At 32.5% G+C, this 19,864-nt stretch carries 16 protein-coding genes; 10 read left to right on the top strand and 6 right to left on the bottom strand.

From position 1 onward, the window contains the following. Positions 1 to 125: 125 nt before the first annotated feature. A complete protein-coding gene (gene nhaA / locus HM986_RS02285) occupies positions 126 to 1,436 on the top strand; it encodes a Na+/H+ antiporter NhaA (protein WP_179333462.1) in 1,311 nt (436 codons plus the stop codon). A 388-nt stretch (positions 1,437 to 1,824) separates the two neighbouring features. Beyond that, the gene (locus HM986_RS02280; RefSeq protein WP_179333461.1) at positions 1,825 to 3,129 is read left to right on the top strand and encodes a Glu/Leu/Phe/Val family dehydrogenase; all 1,305 of its coding nucleotides are present in this window, start codon (positions 1,825 to 1,827) and stop codon (positions 3,127 to 3,129) included. Positions 3,130 to 3,294: 165 nt separating this feature from the next. On the opposite strand, the gene HM986_RS02275 is transcribed toward HM986_RS02280, so the two are convergent. Beyond that, positions 3,295 to 4,614, bottom strand: a complete 1,320-nt coding sequence (locus tag HM986_RS02275; RefSeq protein WP_179333460.1) for a sugar MFS transporter — start codon at positions 4,612 to 4,614, stop codon at positions 3,295 to 3,297. Positions 4,615 to 4,842: 228 nt separating this feature from the next. Here HM986_RS02275 and HM986_RS02270 point away from each other — a divergent pair, with 228 nt between their 5' ends. Next, positions 4,843 to 5,700: a zinc-dependent peptidase gene (locus HM986_RS02270; RefSeq protein WP_179333459.1), complete on the top strand. Its 858-nt coding sequence runs from the start codon at positions 4,843 to 4,845 to the stop codon at positions 5,698 to 5,700. 122 nt (positions 5,701 to 5,822) lie between these two features. On the opposite strand, the gene HM986_RS02265 is transcribed toward HM986_RS02270, so the two are convergent. The 5 genes from HM986_RS02265 to HM986_RS02245 form a co-directional block, all read right to left on the bottom strand. Beyond that, positions 5,823 to 6,392 carry an outer membrane beta-barrel protein gene (locus HM986_RS02265; protein WP_179333458.1) on the bottom strand — a complete coding sequence of 190 codons (570 nt, stop codon included), beginning with the start codon at positions 6,390 to 6,392 and terminating at the stop codon, positions 5,823 to 5,825. 266 nt (positions 6,393 to 6,658) lie between these two features. Beyond that, positions 6,659 to 7,711, bottom strand: coding sequence for a nucleotidyltransferase family protein (locus HM986_RS02260; protein WP_179333457.1), 1,053 nt, complete (start codon positions 7,709 to 7,711; stop codon positions 6,659 to 6,661). A gap of 31 nt (positions 7,712 to 7,742) precedes the next feature. Then, positions 7,743 to 8,879 carry a phosphoenolpyruvate carboxykinase (ATP) gene (locus HM986_RS02255; RefSeq protein WP_179333456.1) on the bottom strand — a complete coding sequence of 379 codons (1,137 nt, stop codon included), beginning with the start codon at positions 8,877 to 8,879 and terminating at the stop codon, positions 7,743 to 7,745. Positions 8,880 to 8,894: 15 nt separating this feature from the next. Further along, complete coding sequence (locus HM986_RS02250) at positions 8,895 to 9,056, bottom strand: hypothetical protein (RefSeq protein WP_179333455.1); 162 nt, start codon at positions 9,054 to 9,056, stop codon at positions 8,895 to 8,897. Positions 9,057 to 9,838: 782 nt separating this feature from the next. Continuing rightward, a complete protein-coding gene (locus HM986_RS02245) occupies positions 9,839 to 12,886 on the bottom strand; it encodes a T9SS type A sorting domain-containing protein (RefSeq protein WP_179333454.1) in 3,048 nt (1,015 codons plus the stop codon). Positions 12,887 to 13,851: 965 nt separating this feature from the next. Between HM986_RS02245 and HM986_RS02240 the strand changes: the two genes are divergently transcribed. From HM986_RS02240 to wecB, 7 genes are all read left to right on the top strand, one after another. Then, positions 13,852 to 14,280, top strand: a complete 429-nt coding sequence (locus tag HM986_RS02240; RefSeq protein ID WP_179333453.1) for a DUF2061 domain-containing protein — start codon at positions 13,852 to 13,854, stop codon at positions 14,278 to 14,280. An 8-nt stretch (positions 14,281 to 14,288) separates the two neighbouring features. Further along, positions 14,289 to 14,879 (top strand): adenylyl-sulfate kinase, encoded by a 591-nt coding sequence (cysC, locus tag HM986_RS02235; protein WP_179333452.1) that lies wholly within the window; start codon positions 14,289 to 14,291, stop codon positions 14,877 to 14,879. Positions 14,880 to 14,884: 5 nt separating this feature from the next. After that, positions 14,885 to 15,790 (top strand): sulfate adenylyltransferase subunit CysD, encoded by a 906-nt coding sequence (gene cysD / locus HM986_RS02230; protein ID WP_179333451.1) that lies wholly within the window; start codon positions 14,885 to 14,887, stop codon positions 15,788 to 15,790. 89 nt (positions 15,791 to 15,879) lie between these two features. Then, entirely contained in the window at positions 15,880 to 17,136 is a 1,257-nt protein-coding gene (locus HM986_RS02225) for a sulfate adenylyltransferase subunit 1 (protein WP_179333450.1), read from the top strand. Between the two features lie 82 nt (positions 17,137 to 17,218). Continuing rightward, a complete protein-coding gene (locus tag HM986_RS17855; RefSeq protein ID WP_179334368.1) occupies positions 17,219 to 17,374 on the top strand; it encodes a four helix bundle protein in 156 nt (51 codons plus the stop codon). Between the two features lie 181 nt (positions 17,375 to 17,555). Next, positions 17,556 to 18,395, top strand: a complete 840-nt coding sequence (gene cysQ, locus HM986_RS02215) for a 3'(2'),5'-bisphosphate nucleotidase CysQ (RefSeq protein WP_179333449.1) — start codon at positions 17,556 to 17,558, stop codon at positions 18,393 to 18,395. A 182-nt stretch (positions 18,396 to 18,577) separates the two neighbouring features. After that, positions 18,578 to 19,669: a non-hydrolyzing UDP-N-acetylglucosamine 2-epimerase gene (gene wecB, locus HM986_RS02210; RefSeq protein WP_179333448.1), complete on the top strand. Its 1,092-nt coding sequence runs from the start codon at positions 18,578 to 18,580 to the stop codon at positions 19,667 to 19,669. The last annotated feature ends 195 nt before the right edge of the window (positions 19,670 to 19,864 follow it).

Genomic DNA, 19,864 nt, shown 5'->3' with positions numbered 1-19,864 from the left:
CCTTTAAAGTTTGTTTTGTAGAATTTATGATGAGTTTTCACAAAAATGTAACATTTGTTTTTAAAGTTTTAAATCTGTAAATCTTATATTTGGAGTTAAACTTTTCCGAAAAAAAATCCAACTATATGATTAAAAAAGTATTTCTCACACCATTTCAAAAATTCGTAAAAATTGAAAGCTTCAGTGGTATATTATTACTGTTTGCTACTTTAGTAGCTCTCGCATGGGCTAATTCGCCTTACGGTGATATTTATAGAGAAATATGGCAATATGATATAGGAATTGTAACCGAAACATTTGAATTTAAAAAACCATTAATTCTATGGATTAATGATGGATTAATGGCGGTATTCTTTTTTCTAATTGGATTAGAAATAAAGCGTGAACTTTTAATTGGTGAACTCAACACTCCTAAGAAAATTGCATTTCCGTTAGTCGGTGCTTTAGGAGGTATGCTAGTGCCTGTAATTTTCTTTCTTGTACTTAATCAAAATCCAGAAACAACTAAAGGTTGGGGGATACCAATGGCAACAGATATTGCATTCTCACTCGCTATTTTAAATGTTTTAGGAAATCGGGTGCCTCTGAGTCTAAAGGTGTTTTTAACTGCTTTTGCAATTGTAGATGATATAGGTGCAGTCTTAGTTATTGCTTTGTTCTATAGTGGAAGTATTAATATTACTTTATTATTAATAGCCTTAGCTATGCTTGCTGTTTTATATTTTTTATCCTTTAAAGGATATTATTCTCGATTTTTAGTGTTTTTCTTAGGTGTGATTATCTGGTTTTTATTTTTAAAAGCAGGAATTCATCCTACCGTAGCAGGTATTTTATTAGTGTTCTCTGTCCCTATAAGACAGAAAATAGATACATCGACGTTTTTAGTGCAATTAGAAAACGTTTATAATGATATTAAGAGCGCCAGTATCTTAAAAAAACCAATTCTCTCTACAGAACAAATTCAGCATATAGATGACTTAGAAGATTGGTCTTCTAAATTTCAATCACCGTTGCAACATTTAGAACATAATTTACATGGTTGGGTAGCGTATTTTATCATTCCGATTTTTGCACTTGCAAATGCAGGAGTTTTAATTAGCGGTACAGAAAACCTAGAAATAGCATTAGTGACGAATATTATTATTTGTTTAGTTTTAGGTAAAGGAATTGGTATTAGTTTAATTGTGCTTTTAGCGAAAAAAATTAGACTGATAGAAGTGCCAAGTGAAATTAGTTTTAAACATATCCTAGGGGTCTCGTTTATTGCTGGTATTGGTTTTACTATGGCCATTTTTATTGCAAGTTTAGCATTTGCATCGACGCCCGAATTTATTGATTCGGCTAAAGTTGGTATTCTAATAGGTTCATTAATTTCTGCAATAATTGGTTATATAATTTTGAGTTCTACCTCAAAGAAAATTAAACTTAAGGATTAGTGATGCTGATTGGTTCGTTGCAAACCTATAGAACGAAACGAATTTTTTGATTGATGCCTTTATATTAAATGAGTCTAATTTATTATAAAGGCATTATTTATTTCAATTATTCTTCAATTGTTTATACAAGTTAGAACTCATATTTTATCCGTTTTAATATCGTAAATATGAACGATTTTTATTAGGTGTAACATGTTTCAAAAATTGAAATATTGTAGAGTTATTTACTTTAAACCAATTATTTAGTAGCTAATCATTGTTTTTTGAAATAATAGTAATTATTTCGTAAAATCTAATTTAGTTATTTAATAATATAACCGCTTTATATTATTGAAAGTATTATTTTTGCGGTATAAAAATATATAATTCCAAAAATAAGACCACATAAATGGGAAATTCAAAAAATAACACTAAGCCAAAAATTAAAAAAGTGCCTTTGAAAGGAATGATGGATAATGTAATGGAGCAGTTTAATAGTGCTGCAGATCACATTAACTTACACCCTAATATTAGGAAAATATTAAGCATCACTAATAATGAAATTTTAGTGAATTTTCCAGTAAAAATGGATAACGGAGAAGTTGAGGTTTTTACGGGGTATCGTGTTCAGCATAATGGAGCTTTAGGACCTTATAAGGGAGGTTTACGTTACCATGCTACGGTAGATTTGGATGCGGCAAGAGCATTAGCGATGTGGATGACATGGAAGACGTCTTTAGCTGGATTACCGTATGGTGGTGCAAAAGGAGGTATAAAAATTGATCCAGCATTATATTCAGAAAACGAATTAGAACGTATTACAAGACGTTTTACATATGCTTTAGCTGATAATATTGGTCCAGAGCACGACATACCTGCTCCAGATGTAAATACCAATAGCCAAACAATGGCATGGATTGCAGATACCTATATGAGTACGAGACCACCTGCACAGCGTTCCGCAAATCAACATGTTGTTACTGGTAAGCCTGATGGTAGCGGAGGATTAGAAGGTAGGGATAGAGCTACAGGATTTGGTGTGTATTTAACCATTAAGTTTTGGGCTGAAAAAAACAATATGGACTTAAAAGGTAAAAGGTTTATTGTTCAAGGTTTTGGTAACGTTGGCTATTGGGCATCTCACTTTTTAGAAAAAGATGGTGCTAAATTAGTAGGAGTTCAAGATGCGCAAGGAAGTGTTGAAAATCAAGGTGGTTTAAATGTTGAAGAACTTTTTAAATATAATTTAGCCAACAAAGGAACTATTGTAAATTACCCTGGCTCTAAACCAGTTGAAAAAGGTGAATTCTTTTCAATAGATTGTGATATCTGTATTCCTGCAGCATTAGGAAATCAAATAACAAAGGTAAACGCTCCAAAGATAAAAGCAAAATTAATTGCTGAAGGTGCTAATGGCCCGACAAACGTTGAGGGTGAAAAAATACTAAAGGATAGAGGCATTTTTATCATACCAGATATTTTATGTAATTCGGGAGGAGTTATTGGTAGTTATTTTGAATGGTTACAAAACAGAAGTGGAGAGATTTGGCATCTAGAAGAAGTTATGGAGAAGTTAACTAAGAAGCTAAATGGATCATTTAATAAGGTTTATAATTATTCAGAAAGTGAAGGTGTAGATATGAGAACCGCAGCATTTTGTATTGCAATAGAGCGTATTGAAAAAGCCTATGTACAAAGAGGTATTTTCCCATAGACTTTAGATTTTTTAGTTTAATATAAAAAAAGCAAGTATTCTCACATAAGGATACTTGCTTTTTATTTATGGTGTATAATAGTCTTAGTTATTGACGATTAAAAAAGAACAAATGTGAAGTCTAATTGATACTGATTCGTCCCGATGACGAGTGCAGTTCACAGGTTATTTTTTAGAACGACCTTTTATTTTATGACCCCATATTGCAAAGAATAAAATCATAGCATAACAAGGAATAAGTATCCAATAGCTATTTGTTGAAGCATTTGCCAAAGCCTCCGATTCATTAACTCCTGAACTGATGAGGTCTAACTTTTTACTATCAACTATTTTTCCATATAAAGGTGGGATTATTGCCCCACCAGAAATAGCCATAATTAGTAATGCAGAGGCTGTCTTTGTGTGTCTACCTAAACCATCTAAAGTTAATGGCCAAATAGCAGGCCATACTAATGCATTTGCAATTCCTAAAGCAGCTACAAATAAAACAGAAGTTAATCCTGAAGTTGATAAAATTATAATGCTAAAGATAATTCCTAAAATAGCACTAATAATCAACGCCGTTTTCTGCTTAATATATTTTGGAATTAAAAAGACACCCAAGGCATATGTGGCCACCATTGCCATTAAAGTATAGGTTGTGAAATATTTGGCTTCTTCACCTGTAAAACCTAAGGAAATACCATAGGCGATGATGGTATCGCCAGCAATAACTTCAGCTCCTACATATACAAATAAAGCTAAAACCCCCAGCCATAAATGCGGGAACTGAAAAATCGTTCTATTAGAAGAGCCTTCTCGTATCGTTGCTTCATTTTCTATGGCCTCAACATGTGGTAAGGGTGCTTTTCTAATCAACACACCTAAAACAATTAAAACAATCGCCATAATAGCATAGGGTACAAAGACACTATCTGCCATAGTATCTAGAAGTATAGTTTTTTCAGAGTCAGAGGCGGTTGCTAGTTGTTCCTTCACGGCATCAATTCCTGAAAGCAGGAGTGCACCAAAAATTAAAGATCCTAATGCGCCAGCGACTTTATTTGCGATACCCATAATAGCAATACGTTTTGCTCCGCTTTCAATAGGTCCTAAAATGGTGATGTATGGATTAGAAGCGGTTTGTAGAATAGTCATACCAATACCTTGAATGAAAATTCCGGTTAGAAACACCCAATAGGTTCTTGCTTCTGCAGCCGGAATAAATATTAAAGCACCAATGGCCATAATAAATAAACCTAGTGACATGCCTTTTCGATAACCTATTTTATTTAGAATATATGATGCAGGAAGTGCCATAACAACAAACGATATGTAGGACGCTGATGCCACTAAATAAGACTGAGCATCCGTAAGTTCGTTAATGGTTTTCATAAAAGGTATGAGCGCCCCATTAATCCAGGTTACAAAGCCAAAAATAAAGAAGAGTCCTGCGATAATTATAATTGGAATGAGGTTATTTTCTGATTTTAAGTTGGTGCTCATAAGAACTTAAGTTGTATTTAGTTGTTGCGATAAAATTAGGTGTTAAGATAATAGTTTTGTTTATAATTTTGTTACCCTCGCATATTAAATTGTATGAATAATAAATGAACACTCATATTTAAAAAATTGGTATGTATCATTAAATTTTTATATTTAAGGATGAATTACATGTTATGAACATAGACTTATGTTTTTAAGTGAAAATTAGAATTCATAATTAGTATATTAATGGTATCTAAGACTGAGCAACAAATTTTTGAATCGGAGTTAATCTCTAATTATATAGTACCACTCGGTGTTGTTTTAATAGCTCTTTTTATAATTTATAGATTGTTAAAGATTTTTCAATTTTATTATGCATCAGTATATAGAAAGCCCATCTTTATAAAGCGTTATTTAAAACTAAATAAGTTATCACAAGTACAGTTTGAGATTTTAAAAAATGAGAATTCATTCTTTAGGAAATTGTCATTAAGACATCAGCGTCAATTTGAGCATAGAGTTTCTAAATTTATTCAAACAAATACATTTATAGGCAAACAAAATTTGATCATCACAGATGACATGAAAGTCGCAATTGCTGCTACCGCAACCATGTTAAGTTTTGGGTTCAAAAAATATCAATTGGATCTTCTCGATACGGTTATTATATATCCTAAGGCATATTTCTCTCAAATTAATAAATCGTTTCATAAAGGAGAAGTAAATCCTCATCTAAAGACTATTGTATTTTCGTGGGAAGATTTTCAACAAGGGTATGATATCGGTGATGATAATCTTAATCTTGGTATTCATGAGTTTGGTCATGCGATACACTTAAATGCGTCTAAAAACAATGATATAAGTAGTTTAATATTTAATCAAGGCTTTAAAAGATTAACGACCTATTTACAAAGGCATGAGTCTGTTAGACTAAACTTAATTACTTCAAAATATTTTAGAGCATACGCGTTTACCAACCAGTATGAATTTTTTGCTGTGTTACTCGAAAACTTTATAGAAACCCCTTCAGAATTTAAATCTCAATTTCCGGAATTATACCAGTGTATGAAGCAAATGCTTAATTTTAAATTTAAAGGCTATTAGATGTTATTCTAAGAATAAAAATGAACCTGTCTTTTTATTAATTTACAGAGAATGCTATTTTAAAATAGGTACAAAAAAAAACTCACTATTGTGAGTCTTTTTTTTAATCTTATATTACAATATTAAAGCTTAAATACAGCCTGCAAATGGTATTGATAATGATTATTATCGTAACCATTATTAGAGGAGTCATAAGCAAATTTAGCTATTGTTTGAGCTCTTAAGCCAAAAGTTCTATTTTCGTTTAACCAAAATAATACACCACCACCTAAGTTTACAGATATGTTAGTCTCATCTATATTAAAGAAACCTAAACCTGCATTGGCATATATGTCAAACCAATCATTTCTACCACGACCAAAAATAAGTTCGCCAAAATAATATTTAACATGGGTATCTAAAGATAAATAATTATAGTCTTCATTTGTTGGGATGAAATCAATACTTTCATCATCATTAAACCCATTGAACGTAATGGATTGCTCTATTGCAAATTGGTAAGCAAAACGATATTCAGCTGCAGCAGAAAATGGGGTCTGAAAGCTCCAGTCACCTGGACTCTTAAATGGTGATCGACTCCCTAAACTATTGATAGCATTAACACCAACACTAAGAGACCAATCGTCGTTTCGTCTTTGGGCAAAAGAGAATGTGCAAAATGTTATTAATGCTAGTAAAAGTATTTTTTTCATACTAAAATAATTTTGTCCAAAGGTAAACTTTATAGATTATAAAACAAATATAGGGGTAAACTTATTGTAATAATAATCAAAAAAAGCTAATGGGATTTAAAAAAAATAGAAAATTAAATTATTAAATGTTTTTATTTGATTATCAGGAATAAAAGCGCCGTTATTTTATTTAATAACGAAAAATGATGGTTTGATTTTAGGTTGAAATATCAGGATTTCGAAGAATGAAGACTTTGATAAATTATGCGATAATGAGAGGGTAGAAATTAAGAATTATCAAAACGTTTTCTTTTATTAAGAAATTTCTCTTTTATGATGTGTTCTGTATAACTTTTATTAGTGCAAATTAAGTAAAAGCGACTTTTTATAAATTGAATAGTTCTTTTGACGCTATTAATAGTTATTCGTAGAGGTCTAAAGGACAGTTTCATTTTATAGCAAAAAACTCTGTATTTCATATAACTATTAGAAGTAATATCAGCGAACTCAGGAAAATAGTATTTTGCCAACTCCAAATAGGATTGTCCATATTTTAAATTTAACAAAATGTCTATGCACTTTTTATTTTTGTTTGTTTCTATAGAAATAAGGTCATAAACCGATTTTAAACTTATTGCATTGTAGTAATGACCTTTATCATTTAGCTGCCAACTCAATATGAGGTGTTTGCTTAAGTCGTATGTATTTGGAACAGGAATCAAGTTCTTAATTTTTTTAGAATTGAGAATTGATGGTATATTCATTAAGGGCCAATGTCTTTTATTTAAAAGTTCTGTATGAAGTTCTATTGCTGCTAGCTCGTCTTTTGACATTAAGCGATCAAGATGTCTAAAGTCTTTTTTATTATAAGCATAACCGAAGGTTTTGTCATAACCTGAATTCTTTAGTATATCAAATGCATTATACACTTTCGATTTTTCAACTAATATATCAATATCTCCGACCATACGCTCTCCTTGGTCATTATAGCATCCTGAAGCTAATAGGGCTGTGCCTTTTAGAAACACATGGTCTATATTATGTTGGGTTAGTATTTGTGATATGGTCTGTACTTGATTAAGTATTCTTAGGTTTCTCGATCTGTTTATACTGGTAATTTCTTTGAGGTAATTAGTCAATTCTTCTGGTAATAAATGAAGAAGTTTTTTTGCTTTTAATCTGCAATATAGCGCGGGTAACATTAAGTTCTTGCTGCCTTCAATAACTATAATGTCCCAATCAAAAGAAGGGTGACTAATCGTTTTTTCTAGTTTAGAATTTGGAGTTTCAAAACTCAGGATATCTGCGATATTTTGATATGTAGTAGCTAAGCTGTCCATAGATTTTAATACAGGAGACTAATATAAGCTATTAATTTTCGTGATTTAATTGTTTGAATAAAGTTGAAATTTCAGAAGATACACAATCCGTATTACTATAAGTTACTTGGTATAATTTAACTTTTTGTAACCAGTCCAAAAACTGTTGAGCATGTTTAGGGTTTGGTGATAACCAAGAGTCTTCTATAATAGTTTCTAAAACGTGTTTTATAGAAATAGGCTCTATTATGGTTTCTGATTGTGGTTGGTAATTCACTAACATAATCGCACCACAAGGGTAATGATTGTATTTCGGTTTTGCGCAGGGCATATATTTTAATTGGCCTTTAGTGGCATTGAACTCCACTATGGGTAAGTTGTCAAAATTGTTAACTAGCGGTTGTAGTAGCTCAAAAGCACCTTTTTTTATGGAAATAGAGGAGGGGTTATAATATATATGTTCGTTTTCGGAAAGTAATGGAGATACATCATCAGCTAATAGTTCGAAACCATTGGTTGCCAACAATGCTGATAAGGTGCTTTTTCCTTTTCCAGATTTTCCTACAAAAAGAATAGATGTATTACCATCTGTTATGGCTGAACCATGAAGTGTTCCAATCCAATCTTGTTCTGTTTTGTGATGTAAAGAACAGAGTAAATGCATAATAAATTTACCCTGCATATGATGATACTCTCTTTTCGGAACACAAGATAATAATTTCCCATTCTTAAAGAGGTGTAAATTGTTATGCTTTAAAAAAATATCGAATATTACATCTGGCGCTTCTGTGTGCTTTTTGCAATAATGAGCAATAGCAGGATGAACTGTTTTTAGTACTAATTCAGAGCTGTAGTGAATTAGAATTCTCTTAGTTCCAAATAAATAATATTTAGAAATATTTCGGTGAGACGTGTCTAAAGTCTCTGAGCTTATATTGGGTAGACTGTAAGGATTGTTGCAATCCTTGAGGTAATTATGAATCGTTTCAGAAAGGTTTAAGCTATCGGAAACAGAAATATAATTAGAAATGGAATTTGAAAATTCGGTCTGCGTTTTGGAGGTAAGGTAAGTATCTAAAAGTAACTCGAAATCTGAATTTATAACACTGTAACTATTAGAAATTGAATACCATAATATCCAATAATCACCAAACATCCTCTTGTATGTTGGTGCTAAATCACTATTCAAAATATACTTAAAAAATTAACTGAAAGGATCGCCTCCTGCATCAGGTGGTGACTGTGCTTGCGACTTAAGCGGATTTAAAATCACAAATGTTCCTACAGCAGTTATTGCTGCATATTTACCCATTTTTGAAATGGCTTGCTTACGAGTGATTTTATCTGTATTGTTTTCTTTCTTCATGGCTCTTGCCCTAAATTTGAGTTCAAAAATAATAAAATTATTTAGTTATCAACCTATAATGTGAAAAGGTTTATCTTAAATAATAGTTTTTTCGTTAAAATGCTATTTTTTTTAAATAATTGATGTTTAAAATCTTAGGCTTCAAAAATTAAAAAAATAGACTTTAATATAATGGTTTTAATTTAAAGTGGTATTCTGTTCATGTTGCATTTAAAATACTCTAAACGTAACGTGTGAAATAGTTCCTACTTGTAATCAACTACAGGCGCAAGATATGTAATATATCATTAAATATCCATAAATACGAATCGTATAATTACTTTTTTCGTCACGTTGCATCATAGCGTCATACTTATAGGCATAAGTCTAAAAATAGAGCTATTTACATATGGATGTAGCCCTATTAATATGTGTTTTAGAAAATAGAAGAGTTTACAAATTGTAAATAGAAACTGTATATTGTAATCATTGTTTTTTAGTCTATGTAAGATAATTTTAATTAAATCTTGATGGTATGTTTTTAATAAGATTACTAGTATATAAGTATAATCATATAGGCTAGTTCAAAAAAGTTTGAGGTGCTAAATGCTTAATAGCAAGTACGCTTTGGATATACTACCTAATAACAACCGTAATAGTATATCTATAAAAGAGTAACAACTTAGTTTTACATTAGGTGCTCTACAAGCAGTGTTCGCTTTTAAAATATATTCTTAAGATAAAAAAATGCGCTAAACTTAGTTTAGCGCATTTTTTACGGTAAGCGATGTTAATTAGAGAACTTATCTCAAAATCACTTTTTGGATTTTATTTTGAGTTGCATTATGCACCTTTACAACATAGATGCCATTATTTAATTGACTCACATTTATAGCTTGTGTGCTATCTGCAGTTAGTAATTTTGTTGTAGACACTATGCGTCCTTGTACATCATAAACAGATGCTGTAGTCGGTTCTGATAATTGACCAGCAATAATAATGGTTTTATCTGCCCTGTTATTGTAAATATTTAATTGGTCTAAGGTATTATCTATTGTAGATAGTGTGCTATTGGAAATCTGTAAGTAAAAACGACCTGTACCACTTAAGTTAATGCTAGGTGTTAATGTATAATCTCCAGAATTAAGTAACGTATAGGTATTAGCAACCGTATCTTCTAAGTATACTAGTGTTGTATTAGATAGGTTAGAAGCGTCTATACTAAAAGTAATCGCTTCTCCTTGGTTCGCATTTACACCTAACGGAATAGAAACAGACGTTAAATCTGTATTATCGATAGCTTGTAAAGCCATTGCTCTCCCTGTGTTTTCTTCAACTAAATGAGAAAATATAGGGTAATTCTCAGAATCTTCACCATAAACTGCCGCATCATATCCAGGATCTAAACCTAAACTAGCATTAGAATTAAAGAAAATACTTGTAGAATAGGTTTGAGACCCCATTAAATTTAACTTAAAGAATTCACTTTCATTAGACGTTCTACCAGCAATATAATCATCATCTCCACTTAATGTGCGCATATCAGGTGTAAATGCTATACTTCCTCCAGTATCGTTTGACGCCACAAAGAAACCTTGACCTGGTGCTATATTAAAGTTTTCTTCAGTTAATGTTGATATCGTTGCTTTATTAATAACAGTAAAGTTACTAATTGTTGGTGCTTCTCCTCCATAGATTCCACTGTTGTAGGCATATATAGCGACTGCAAAAGGATCTAATAAGGCGCTATTTGCATCACTTAAAAATGCATCTGCATCTACATAACTTGTGTATGGATTACCAATAAGATTCCATTCGCTTCCTAAATTAGGTTTATCTATCGTAATATTTACAGTACCGGTATCAGGTGTACCCGAAAATGTTAAAAGATCTCCACTATCTGTAGCAGCTCTATAACCTTTTGCTTTCAGTAAAACATCGGTTGCGTTCATAAGGAAGTTTTCATAAGCTACATTTGTATTATTATATGGTGCAAAAGCATAAAATGTACTATTATCTGTTATTTCAGTAGCATTATCTCCATTTGTAATAAAGGTATCAAATGTTAGACCTATTGGCATTAAAGGAAGTGAGATTAAATCGTTTCCTCCGGTACCTGTACTAAGTGTGTTTACAAAACGTTCGTAGTTAACGGTACCTGAAATTGTACCGTCTGAAATTAAACTTGAAAAACGATCTGAAGCCGACTCTAATGTTACAGTAGTTGCTGTTAAGGTAACTCCTGTGTTTATAGTTAAACTGGCACCTTCTTCAATAAAAAGATTATTTAAATCTACGTCAGTAGAGAAAGTAGTGCTTTCATCTTTTCTGATATAAGCTATTCTTGTATCCGTAAGCTCAGAAGGTGTTAAATTCCATGCAGCATTTACATATATCAAATAGGATACAATCTGGTCTGTACCATTAATACCCGGAGATCCGTGATCGACATCAATACCTTCAGACACTGTAGCAAAAGTCCAAAGTGACCCATCATTATTATCTTCAATATTGCTACCTGTATATATCATTGCTTGACCACTTGTGCTTATACTTGGCCAAATTCCATCATCATCGTATTCTACAACATCTGTTAGGGTGCCACTTAAATCCGATATGGCAATTTCGTCATGGTCATTAGCGATGTTAAAACCACTATACTCATAATCTATGACTATCCCACCATTTGTTGCGCTATCTGAGTTACGGCCTAATACGGCAAAACCATAAGCTGGCACTATAACGGTAGTAGCGGGTATAACTGGAGTTATAACGTGTATATCATTCGGAGTAGGAGTTTGTGTGTCTGAAATAGTCCAACCAGCCATGTCTATATCTGTGTCTGTTGTGTTGTAAACTTCAAAATACTCACCGCTTGTATCACCAACATATCCTGGGTTTATCATAATTTCGGTAATTATTATGCTGTTGCTTAAAACAATTAGGTCTGGTGTTGCATTTGCTTCAATTCCTGTGCTCCACGATGTGCCTTTACGTGCAAAAATTTTGAAATAATAAGTGTCTGAGTTTATTAACCCTGTTATTTCTTCATAAACCCCCGTGCCCTTATATACAATATATTCATCAGGTTCAATTTCGGTTCCAAAACTAAATATGGCATCTGCATTATATAAAGAGCCATCTCCTGTCGGTACTGCGGTAACAGCTGAACCATTTTTCGCTACTATCATGACTTCGTCAAAGCAGGTTCCATTAACCCAATCTAAATCGACTTCAAGATCACCACCTGTTGCGGTAAACGAAGAAACATTTATTGGTGTAGTGCAAGGAACAAACGATTGACCATTGTTTATAGTACCAGTTGTGGCAGTTGCGGGAGCTTGCCATGTGAAATTTGAATATGTCGTTCCTGATCCTGATAATTGTAAAGATAGATCTAATGCAGTAGTGTTTGTTTCAGAAACACCAATGTCAACTGAAGTGGATCCGTCAGCAATACCACCGGTAGCGGTAACAATACCTTCGTAAGAAATAAATTGCACTAAGGTAGTTCCATTATAAACCAATGCTAAAGCTTCAACTTCATTTTGTAAGCCACTATGCGGTTGCCATGCTGTTGTGAAGCCTGAAGCACTATCAATATTTGTAGAAGATGAGATGGTATAGTTTATGGTACCATTGGTAGTTCCTGTGCTTCCATTATAAATTACAATTGACCAATTTTCTAAAGGATAAGTAGTAGTATTCGTTATGACAATTTCTACACCTTCATTGATGTCATTACTAACGTTATCATAATGTATTTCATTTATCCAAGCATCAGCAGTGGTTTGTGCAAAACTGATATTACTTAGACATAATGCAATTAATAAAAGGTAAAGATTTTTCATAGTAGGTATTTGTTTGGGGGTGAAAATTAAAAAAAGAGGAATCATATTATGATCTCTCAGGTATGAATAGGGGTAATGTTATAGAAAAGTGTTGCTGAATATATAAACAGGGGGATGTTTTAAGGGGTTAAGTTCGCTTTTAAGCACAAATATACATAATAAATAGTATAAACATTAGTGTTTTAAGTAGTTTATTGTTAGATGGTTACGATGTAGTAGGGCATTTCTTTCAAAACCATAAATTTTACGTCTGTATGTTTTCTTTTTTTTTTTTTTTTTGAATATAAATTACACTTTGGTTGTTCATTGTGTTTTTCAGCTGGTCGCTTTTATTTTATCCATATTATGGGTGCTTATGGTATACACTAACTATAGATTTTCTATGAAGTATCTATGGAGGATCTATAGGGTTACTATGGGTGAACTATTTATTTGCTCCGTTTTATGAATGGCTATACTATGTGTTATCAATCGTATCATATTGTAACTTTTTTTAGCTGTACGTTTTAAGTTATTTGAAAATTAAATACGTATTTCATTTACGTAATTGGCCCTCTTAATGCTGTCTTGGTTCATATTTTTTTAGACAAGATGGAGTTGTGACGTTTGGAATATTAGTTTAAGTATCTACTAGTAGAAGGTTATAGGTGAATAGTAGTCTTTTTAAGGATTTGTTTTAATATTGATTTTTTTTAGAGCGTAATCTAAATTAAAACGGAAGTAGTGATTTCAAAAAAGACGTAAATTTAGATCGTAAGTTTTTGAGCTGTAAAGAGGTGTAATAACTTCAATATTATATTTTATGCTATAAAGGCAATTTTGTTTAATTTCGTTTAATTCTTATTTAGATTAACATAGTCTTAGATTTTATTTTAGATTTGCAAATTATAATGAGATACTCTATTAATATGGTAGAGTAATAATTTTAAAGAGGCTGTCTGTAAATTAATTGCAATTCGGATTTAATGAAGTTTAGTAAAAGGCATTTAGCTAAAACGATTACTTGGCGTATTATAGGAACTCTAGATACGTTGCTGTTGTCATGGTATATTTCTGGTGATTTAGTGATAGGCATGCAAATGGGTGCTTTTGAAATGATTACCAAAATGATTTTGTATTATATACATGAAAGGGTTTGGTTTAAATCGAAAATAAAGTCATCTAATAAGAGACACATTCTTAAAACCTTTTCTTGGCGTGGAGTAGGAACACTAGATACTATCATTTTAGGATGGATAGTTACAGGAAACCCATTAGTAGGGCTTAAGATTGGAGGTGCTGAGGTGGTAACAAAAATGTTATTGTACTTTGGACACGAAAAGTTGTGGTACCGAATTAATTTTGGTTTGGATCGCAGGAATGAAAGAAAACGATTAAATAATTTGAAAAATTAAACTGAATTATGAGTCTAAATACGGTTAGACATAATTATAAAATAACAAAAGCAGATCGAGAGCGCATAAATAATCATCGCTCTTGTTTATTCTGGTTTACTGGATTGTCTGGGTCAGGCAAATCTACCCTTGCTAATTTAGTAGAAGTTGAATTGCACAAGAAAAACATTTCAACCTTTAGTTTAGATGGCGATAATATTAGACAAGGTATTAATAAAGATTTAACTTTCGCTCCTGAAGATCGTACCGAAAACATAAGACGTATTGCAGAAATCGCCAACTTAATGGTAGATGCTGGTATTGTAACCTTAGCCGCATTTGTGTCTCCCTACATTAAGGATCGAGAAAATATTAGAAACATCGTTGGTAAAGAGAATTTTATCGAAATATATGTCAATACATCTTTAGAGGAGTGTGAGCGTAGAGATGTAAAAGGCTTGTACAAAAAAGCACGAGCAGGTGAAATTAAAAATATGACAGGGATTTCAGCTCCTTACGAAGCGCCTGTTAATCCAGATTTAGAGATTGTAACAGATAATAAAACGATAGAAGCATCTGTTCAAACCATTTTAGACTTTATTATTCGAAAATTAAAATAAATAACATGAGTAATTACGTAATTAATCATTTAAAAGAATTAGAATCGGAAGCCATTTTTGTGATTCGAGAGATAGCAGCACAATTTGAAAATCCAGTATTATTATTTTCTGGTGGAAAGGATTCTATTTTGTTGACGCATTTAGCTAAGAAAGCGTTTTTTCCTGCTAAAATACCTTTCCCTTTAATACATATTGATACAGGTCATAACTTTCCTGAAACTATTGCGTTTCGTGATGAATTAGTAGAAAAACTTGGAGTTAAACTTATAGTAGGTTCTGTTCAAGAAGCTATTGATAAAGGCCGTGCAAAAGAAGAAACTGGAGCAGATGCATCACGTAATTCACTTCAGATCGTATCTTTATTAGATACACTTGAAGAGTACAAAGTAGATGCCGCAATGGGAGGGGCTCGAAGAGATGAGGAAAAAGCTCGAGCTAAAGAACGTTTCTTTTCACATAGAGATGAATTTGGACAATGGGATCCTAAAAATCAAAGACCAGAATTATGGAATCTATTTAACGGTCGTAAAAATTATGGTGAACATTTTAGGGTATTTCCAATTTCTAACTGGACAGAAATGGATGTTTGGGAATACATTAAGCTTGAAAATATAGATTTACCGTCACTTTATTATACACACCAACGCGACTGTGTGGTTAGAGATGGTGTGATTTTAGCAAACTCAGAATTTATTAAATTAAAGGAAAATGAAGCGGTCGTAAATATGACTATTCGTTACCGCACTTGTGGTGATATGCCAATTACTGGAGCTGTAGAATCTGAAGCAGATACTTTAGATAAAATCATTGAAGAAATTGCTACAACACGTACAACTGAGCGTGGTGGTAGAGCAGATGATAAACGTGCAGAAACAGCTATGGAGGATCGTAAAAAACAGGGGTACTTTTAAGAGGTGAGAAACTAAAATTAAGATAATAGAATAAAGAAAATTGAGCTAAGGGCTAAGAGCAGAAAGTCAACAGCTATAAAATTTAATACATGGAATATCAAGATATAGAATTATTACGTTTTACAACAGCAGGAAGTGTAGATGATGGAAAAAGTACACTAATTGGACGTTTGTTATATGATAGTAAATCAATTTTTCAAGACCAATTAGATGCCGTAGAGGAGTCTAGTAAATCTAAAGGGTTTGATTATGTGGATTTGTCTTTGCTTACAGATGGTTTAAAATCAGAACGCGAACAAGGGATTACAATTGATGTGGCCTATCGTTACTTTGCGACTCCAAAGCGTAAATTTATTATAGCAGATACGCCAGGTCACATACAGTACACACGTAATATGGTAACAGGTGCTTCTACAGCTAACTTAGCCATTATACTTATTGATGCACGAAAAGGGATGTTAGAGCAAACCCATCGCCATGCGTTTATAGCATCGTTATTGCGTATTCCTCATGCTATTGTCTGTGTAAATAAAATGGACTTAGTAGAGTATAACGAAGATGTTTATAACGGAATAGTTTCAGATTTTAAAGCGTTTTCTTCTAAGTTAGGGATTAGTGATATTCAGTTTATTCCTATTTCAGCTTTAAATGGAGATAATGTGGTTAACCGTTCAGAGCATATGGATTGGTATGGTGGAAGTACGTTAATGTACCATTTAGAAACAGTTCATATTTCAAGCGATCATAATTTGGTAGATTGTCGTTTCCCTATTCAGTCAGTAATTCGTCCGCATACGTTAGAAAATCAAGATTACAGAGGTTTTGCAGGTCGTATTGATGGTGGTGTCTTTAAACCAGGAGATAAAGTGAAATCTTTACCTTCAGGATTTGTGTCGACCATAAAAACGATAGAACTCAATGGTGAGCAAATAGCCGAAGCTTTTGCGCCTATGTCTGTAACGATGACATTAGAGGACGAAATAGATAATAGTCGTGGAGATATGATTGTCCGCGAAAACAACGTGCCCGAAATTAGTCAAGATATAGAGGTTCTTGTAACATGGATGAGCACAAAACCAATTCAAGCGCGTACTAAAGTCGTTATTAAACATACCACAAATGAATCTATTGGTATGGTTAAAGAGTTAAAGTATAAAATAGATATTAATACGTTGCACAGAATAGAAGGTATTGATAAAGTTGAAATGAATGATATCGCTCGCATGTCTATTAGAACTGCTAAGCCTTTATTCTATGATGCTTACAAAAAAAATCGTCAAACAGGAAGTGTTATTATTATAGATGAACAAACCAATGAAACTATTGGTGCAGGGATGATTATATAACAGAGATGCCGTGAAACGGTGAGACTGTAATGCGGTGAATCTTTAGAGAAGGAATTTATAATCTTAATAATGTCTCTTAAGGATTTACAAATTAAGTTTAAATCTAGTAGAGGATGTTTATAAACTTACGAAGAATTTTCCTGCGTCTGAAAATTTTGGATTGACCTCTCAACATAGAAGAGTAGCTATTTCGTTGCCCTTAATTATAGTTGAGGGTTCGAGTGGAGGTTCTACATAGGACTTTATCAGATTTTTAAATATGGCGTCGGAATCATTAGTCGAAATACAAACACACTCAGTAATAGCAGAACGAATCTGGTATATATCGTTTAGCGAGGCATTACCAAACCACATTATTACAATCAGATAAATATTATACCGTTTAAAATAAGCTTTAAACAAAAAACTAAGTAGGTAAAATGAATAATGAAAGCTCCAATCTAACGAATCACCAAATTACCGAATCAAAGTATCTCTTACGTACAGCCATCACCGCAGCTTTAGAAGCAGGAAAAGCAATTCTTAATATCTATAATTCAGATGACTTTGGTGTAGAATTAAAAGGAGATAATTCGCCCTTAACCAAAGCGGATGTCGCATCGCACAATGTTATTGTGGGGTATTTAGACTCCACGTCTATACCTGTACTTTCAGAAGAAGGAAAAGCCTTGCCTTATTCAGAACGTAAAGGTTGGAGTCAATTATGGATTGTAGATCCAATAGATGGTACTAAAGAATTTATAAAGCGCAACGGAGAATTTACCGTAAACATAGCACTTGTAGAGAATCAAAAAACGACCATAGGTGTTATTTATGTGCCCGTTTTAGGAGATCTTTACTTTTCAACTAGCGAAATTGGTGCTTATAAAATCTCAGTAAATCTTGAAGATTATAACGTTGATACTTTAATAGAGGAAGGACATAAATTACCTTTAGAGCGAGAGGATAAAACCTTTACGGTTGTGGCAAGTCGTTCACACATGTCACCAGAAACGGAAACTTATGTTTCGGAGATGCGAGAAAAGCACGGTGATGTCAATCTAATATCTAAAGGAAGTTCCTTAAAGTTATGTATGGTTGCTGAAGGTCAGGCAGATTGCTATCCCAGATTTGCTCCAACGATGGAATGGGATACAGCTGCAGGACAAGCGATTTGTGAACATGCAGGTTTTGAGGTTATAGACTGGGCTACAAAAGAACGTATGTTGTATAATAGAAAAGAATTATTGAATAATTGGTTTCTGGTAAAGAGAGTATAATTAATATACTGAATTTATTAGTGGTTATTTAATGTTTATTCTTCTGTTAAACCAAGCTATTACGTCTTTCAATCTGAGTTCTAATCATCATTAATATAAGAAAGACTTTTAATTTTTATTTGCTCTTCAAGCAATATTCTGTCTGATTAATTTTAAATTGGCGAAATAAAAATATTAAACCAATGAAGCGATTACTAATAGTAGTGGGAACACGCCCTAATTATATAAAAGTCACTCAATTTAAGAAAGTTGCTGATGAAAAGTTTAGGGGTAAGTTTGATATAAAAATTGTTCATACTGGTCAGCATTTTGACAAGGCTATGGCAGATGATTTTTTCATACAGCTAGATATGTTTCCTGATTTTTCTTTAAACATTCCGCATAAAAGTCCTAATAGTCAAATTGGAGAAATTATAATACGTCTCGAAAATGTAGTAAACGAGTTTAATCCAAGTTTAATTATTGTGCCTGGAGATGTCAATTCAACGCTAGCGGCAGCTATTACTGCGAATAAAATGGGTGTGCCGTTGGGACATTTAGAAAGCGGTTTACGTAGTTTTGACAGAAGTATGCCAGAAGAGATTAATAGACTTCTAGTAGATGAGATAACAGATTATTATTTTGTCACAGAACAAAGTGGAGTTGATAATTTAATTAGCGAAGGAAAGGAACGAAATAAGATTTATTTTGTTGGAAATACTATGATTGACACCCTTGTTGCTTTTGAAGATCAAATACAAGGGCAACACATAATGGAAGATTATAACTTGACAAAGAATGATTTTCTTTTAATGACTATGCATAGGCCGGCAACTGTAGATAATGAAAAAGGGCTACTTCAATTGTATAGTTTATTAAAGCAATTAGAGAAAACGAATAGAATTGTTTTTCCAATGCACCCAAGAACTGTAAACAATATTAGAAAATTTGGTTTACAAGATCGTTACGAAGGTTTGAAAAATTTAATCAGAATAGGGCCGTTAGATTATTTTAGTTTTCAAAATTTAATTCACAATTGTAAAATAGTCATTACAGACAGTGGTGGTATTCAAGAAGAAACAACGTTTAAACAAAAACCCTGTTTAACCTTGAGGCCAAATACAGAGCGTCCGATTACGGTAAGTCTGGGATCTAATACATTATTAGATTTTGAAATAGATACCATTTTACAGCATGTAGACGCGATCCAAAGTAGTGATTATAAGAAAGGTGAAATCCCAAAATTTTGGGATGGAAATGCTACCGAGCGTATTTTAGAAGTGTTGGCAAAATAAGAATTCTTATTTTTCCCTTTAAGTTTTAAGAGGATGCAGTTTTAATAAATGAATTTTAACTAAAATTGAATTCTTAAGTTTTTAAATAGACACAACTGTTGAGGTTGTAATTTTATATTACACCTCAAATTGACTGACAAGTCTTATATTTTATTAGCTTTGCTGACCGAAATAATTTTTATAACTATTTTATTT

The sequence above is a fragment of the Winogradskyella costae genome (genome assembly GCF_013403865.1).
Lineage (GTDB): Bacteria > Bacteroidota > Bacteroidia > Flavobacteriales > Flavobacteriaceae > Winogradskyella > Winogradskyella costae.
Note: the sequence above shows the minus strand (reverse complement) of the source record. Positions and strands in the feature narration are given on the sequence as shown.